Source organism: Hydrangea phyllody phytoplasma (assembly GCF_036985185.1).
GTDB lineage: Bacteria > Bacillota_I > Bacilli_A > Acholeplasmatales > Acholeplasmataceae > Phytoplasma > Phytoplasma asteris.
In genome coordinates this window covers 1-4,939 of record NZ_BSDA01000012.1, presented here as the reverse complement: position 1 = coordinate 4,939, position 4,939 = coordinate 1, and the positions used below count along the sequence as shown (strand labels likewise).

Sequence of the window (4,939 nt, the reverse complement as noted above, 5' to 3'; positions counted from 1 at the left end):
ACCTTAAAATTGACACCAAAAAGCAATTTTTGATGCATCAATTTTGTAACATACGAAGAGTTTGATCCTGGCTCAGGATTAACGCTGGCGGCGTGCCTAATACATGCAAGTCGAACGGAAGTTTAAGCAATTAAACTTTAGTGGCGAACGGGTGAGTAACGCGTAAGCAATCTGCCCCTAAGACGAGGATAACAGTTGGAAACGACTGCTAAGACTGGATAGGAGACAAGAAGGCATCTTCTTGTTTTTAAAAGACCTAGCAATAGGTATGCTTAGGGAGGAGCTTGCGTCACATTAGTTAGTTGGTGGGGTAAAGGCCTACCAAGACTATGATGTGTAGCCGGGCTGAGAGGTTGAACGGCCACATTGGGACTGAGACACGGCCCAAACTCCTACGGGAGGCAGCAGTAGGGAATTTTCGGCAATGGAGGAAACTCTGACCGAGCAACGCCGCGTGAACGATGAAGTATTTCGGTACGTAAAGTTCTTTTATTAGGGAAGAATAAATGATGGAAAAATCATTCTGACGGTACCTAATGAATAAGCCCCGGCTAACTATGTGCCAGCAGCCGCGGTAATACATAGGGGGCAAGCGTTATCCGGAATTATTGGGCGTAAAGGGCGCGTAGGCGGTTAAATAAGTTTATGGTCTAAGTGCAATGCTCAACATTGTGATGCTATAAAAACTGTTTAGCTAGAGTAAGATAGAGGCAAGTGGAATTCCATGTGTAGTGGTAAAATGCGTAAATATATGGAGGAACACCAGTAGCGAAGGCGGCTTGCTGGGTCTTTACTGACGCTGAGGCACGAAAGCGTGGGGAGCAAACAGGATTAGATACCCTGGTAGTCCACGCCGTAAACGATGAGTACTAAACGTTGGGTAAAACCAGTGTTGAAGTTAACACATTAAGTACTCCGCCTGAGTAGTACGTACGCAAGTATGAAACTTAAAGGAATTGACGGGACTCCGCACAAGCGGTGGATCATGTTGTTTAATTCGAAGGTACCCGAAAAACCTCACCAGGTCTTGACATGCTTCTGCAAAGCTGTAGAAACACAGTGGAGGTTATCAGTTGCACAGGTGGTGCATGGTTGTCGTCAGCTCGTGTCGTGAGATGTTGGGTTAAGTCCCGCAACGAGCGCAACCCTTATTGTTAGTTACCAGCACGTAATGGTGGGGACTTTAGCAAGACTGCCAGTGATAAATTGGAGGAAGGTGGGGACGACGTCAAATCATCATGCCCCTTATGACCTGGGCTACAAACGTGATACAATGGCTGTTACAAAGGGTAGCTGAAGCGCAAGTTTTTGGCGAATCTCAAAAAAACAGTCTCAGTTCGGATTGAAGTCTGCAACTCGACTTCATGAAGTTGGAATCGCTAGTAATCGCGAATCAGCATGTCGCGGTGAATACGTTCTCGGGGTTTGTACACACCGCCCGTCAAACCACGAAAGTTGGCAATACCCAAAGCCGGTGGCCTAACTTCGCAAGAAGAGGGAACCGTCTAAGGTAGGGTCGATGATTGGGGTTAAGTCGTAACAAGGTATCCCTACCGGAAGGTGGGGATGGATCACCTCCTTTCTAAGGAAACAATTATCATCTTCAGTTTTGAGAGACTTAAGAAAGTTTTTCATTGTAACTTGCTTGCAAATTGTATTTGCAACATTTTAATCTTTTTAAGATTAAGGGCCTATAGCTCAGTTGGTTAGAGCACACGCCTGATAAGCGTGAGGTCGGTGGTTCAAGTCCATTTAGGCCCACCATAACCACAAATAGGCAAAATCTTAAAAAAGCTCTTTGAAAAGTAGATAAACGAAGGTTAAAAAATCAAAGGAACTAAGGGCGCACAGTGGATGCCTTGGCACTAAGAGCCGATGAAGGACGCAATTAACGGCGAAACGCCACGGGAAGCTGTAAATAAGTGAAGATCCGTGGGTCTCCGAATGGGAAAACCCATTACATTGAAGATGTAATATTCTTCTAATACGATTTATCTTGTTAGAAGAAAGGAAACGCGGCGAACTGAAATATCTAAGTAACCGCAGGAAAAGAAAGTAATAACGATTCTGGTAGTAGTGACGAGCGAACCCGGAACAGCCTGATACCATTTCTAGTTACAAAATTTTAACGAAGTAGAAGCTTTTGGAAAGAAGCACCAAAGAAGGTGACAGTCCCGTAAACGTAAGTTAAAATCTAGGGTATCAATAAGTACGGCGAGACACGAGAAATCTTGTCGGAAGATGGGAGGACCATCTCCTAAGGCTAAATATTTCTTAGTGACCGATAGTGAACTAGTACCGTGAGGGAAAGGTGAAAAGAACCCCGAAAGGGGAGTGAAATAGATCCTGAAACTGTGTGCCTACAATTAGTCAAAGCACGTTAATGTGTGATGGCTTGCCTTTTGCAGAATGAACCGGCGAGTTATGATATGGAGCAAGGTTAAGTTTTAAGGAACGGAGCCGTAGCGAAAGCGAGTCTTAATAGGGCGTTTAGTTGCATGTCATAGACCCGAAACTGAAGTGAGCTAGCCATGAGCAGGTTGAAGTTTAGGTAAAACTAAATGGAGGACCGAACCAGGACACGTTGAAAAGTGTTTGGATGACTTGTGGCTAGGGGTGAAATTCCAATCGAACTCAGAGATAGCTGGTTCTCCCCGAAATAGCTTTAGGGCTAGCGTTGATTTAGTAATTTGGTGAAGGTAGAGCACTGAATGAGTAAGGGCTCCACCTCGGGGTACCGAACTCAATCAAACTCCGAATGTTACCAAATAAAATCAGCAGTCAGACTGTGGGTGATAAGGTCCATGGTCAAAAGGGAAAGAGCCCAGACCGTCAGCTAAGGTCCCAAAATTGATGTTAAGTGGCAAAGGAAGTGAAGACGTTTAAACAACTAGGAGGTTGGCTTAGAAGCAGCCATCCTTTAAAGAGTGCGTAATAGCTCACTAGTCGAATGACTCTGCGCCGAAAATGTACCGGGGCTAAAACATCATACCGAAGCTACGGATTCAAATAACTTCTTAGTTATTTGAATGGTAGGGGAAGCGTTCTGACATCAGTGAAGCCATAGCGGAAGCAGTGGTGGAGAGGTCAGAAGTGAGAATGCCGGTGTAAGTAACGAAAAGATAGGTGAGAATCCTATCCGTCAAAAACCCAAGGTTTCCAGGGCCAGGTTCGTCCTCCCTGGGTTAGTCGGGTCCTAAGGTGAGGGAGAAATCCGTAATCGATGGCAAGCAGGCTGAGATTCCTGCACTAGTTAATCAACTGACGGAGGGACAAAGCAGGCTAAACACGCCCCTTATTGGATTGGGGTATAAAAACTAAGTCTGAGAAAACAGGCAAATCCGTTTTCTCATTTAAAGACAAGGTTTGAAAGTAAAGTGATTGATGTCATACTTTCAAGAAAAGCTTCTAGGGCTAATTGATTAACTACCCGTACCGCAAACCGACACAGGTGGGTAGGTAGAGTATACTAAGACGCGCGAGCAAACTCTTGTTAAGGAACTCGGCAAAATTACTCCGTAACTTAGGGATAAGGAGAGCTTTTATTAAAACTAAAAGCCGCAGAGAATAGGCCCAAGCGACTGTTTATCAAAAACATAGGTCTCTGCTAAACCGCAAGGTGATGTATAGGGGCTGATGCCTGCCCGGTGCTGGAAGATTAAAAGGAGATGTCAGGCAACGAAGCATTGAATTGAAGTCCCAGTAAACGGCGGCCGTAACTATAACGGTCCTAAGGTAGCGAAATTCCTTGTCGGGTAAGTTCCGACCCGCACGAAAGGCATAACGATTTGGGCGCTGTCTCAACAAGAGCCTCGGTGAAATCAAATTACCGGTGAAAATGCCGGTTACCCGCGACAGGACGAAAAGACCCCATGGAGCTTTACTGCAACTTAATATTGAAATTGGAAATAAGATGTACAGGATAGGTGGGAAACTGTGAGAGAAAAACGCTAGTTTTTCTGGAGTTATCCTTGGGATACCACCCTTGTTATTTTTAGTTTCTAACCTGCACATGTGTAATGTGAGGGACAGTGTTTGGTGGGCAGTTTGACTGGGGCGGTCGCCTCCTAAAGAGTAACGGAGGCGTTCGAAGGTTCCCTCAAAATGGTTGGAAATCATTTGTAGAGCATAAAGGCACAAGGGAGCTTGACTGCAAGACTTACAAGTCGAGCAGGGACGAAAGTCGGACTTAGTGATCTTACGGTACCGAATGGAAGGGCCGTGACTCAACGGATAAAAGCTACCCTGGGGATAACAGGCTTATCGCTTCCAAGCGTTCACAGCGACGAAGCGGTTTGGCACCTCGATGTCGGCTCATCGCATCCTGGAGCTGGAGAAGGTTCCAAGGGTTGGGCTGTTCGCCCATTAAAGCGGAACGCGAGCTGGGTTCAGAACGTCGTGAGACAGTTCGGTCTCTATCCGTCGTGGGCGTTGGAAATTTGAAAGGAACTGTCCCTAGTATGAGAAGACCGGGATGGATATACCGCTGGTGTTTCAGTTGGTTCGCCAGAGCCACAGCTGAGTAGCTATGTATAGAAGGGATAAACACTGAAAGCATCTAAGTGTGAAGCCTCCCTTAAGATGAGATTTCCCTATGAGGTCCCTGAAAGACTATCAGGTTGATAGGCTAGAGGTGTAAGAAGAGTGATCTTTTCAGCTGACTAGTACTAATAGACCCATTGACTTTGATTTTTTAAATACCAACGTTTATCTAGTTTTGAAAGATCCTTGGTGCATAAAACTAAGGGGCAACACCTGTTCCCATCCCGAACACAGCAGTTAAGTCCTTAGTACTGACAATAGTTCTTTATTGAGCGAAGATAGGGAGTGCCAAGGTTTGCTTTATAAAAAAGAATAAAAAAGAGGATTAGCTCAGTTGGGAGAGCGTCTGCCTTACAAGCAGAATGTCGGGGGTTCAAGTCCCTCATCCTCTACCAAA

At 45.4% G+C, this 4,939-nt stretch carries 2 tRNA genes and 3 rRNA genes; all 5 read left to right on the top strand.

Features of this window, described 5'->3' with window-relative positions:
- The first annotated feature begins 49 nt into the window (after positions 1-49).
- The 5 genes from AACP42_RS02915 to AACP42_RS02895 all read left to right on the top strand — a co-directional run bounded on the left by AACP42_RS02915 (position 50) and on the right by AACP42_RS02895 (position 4,937).
- Positions 50-1,582: ribosomal RNA gene (locus AACP42_RS02915) — 16S ribosomal RNA — on the top strand.
- A gap of 105 nt (positions 1,583-1,687) precedes the next feature.
- Positions 1,688-1,764 (top strand) — tRNA-Ile (locus tag AACP42_RS02910).
- A gap of 63 nt (positions 1,765-1,827) precedes the next feature.
- Positions 1,828-4,692 (top strand): 23S ribosomal RNA (locus tag AACP42_RS02905).
- A gap of 35 nt (positions 4,693-4,727) precedes the next feature.
- Positions 4,728-4,836, top strand: a 5S ribosomal RNA gene (gene rrf / locus AACP42_RS02900).
- The 16S, 23S and 5S rRNA genes sit together here with 2 tRNA genes alongside, the layout of an rRNA operon.
- Before the next feature lie 25 nt (positions 4,837-4,861).
- Positions 4,862-4,937: transfer RNA gene (locus AACP42_RS02895), tRNA-Val, on the top strand.
- Positions 4,938-4,939 lie beyond the last annotated feature (2 nt).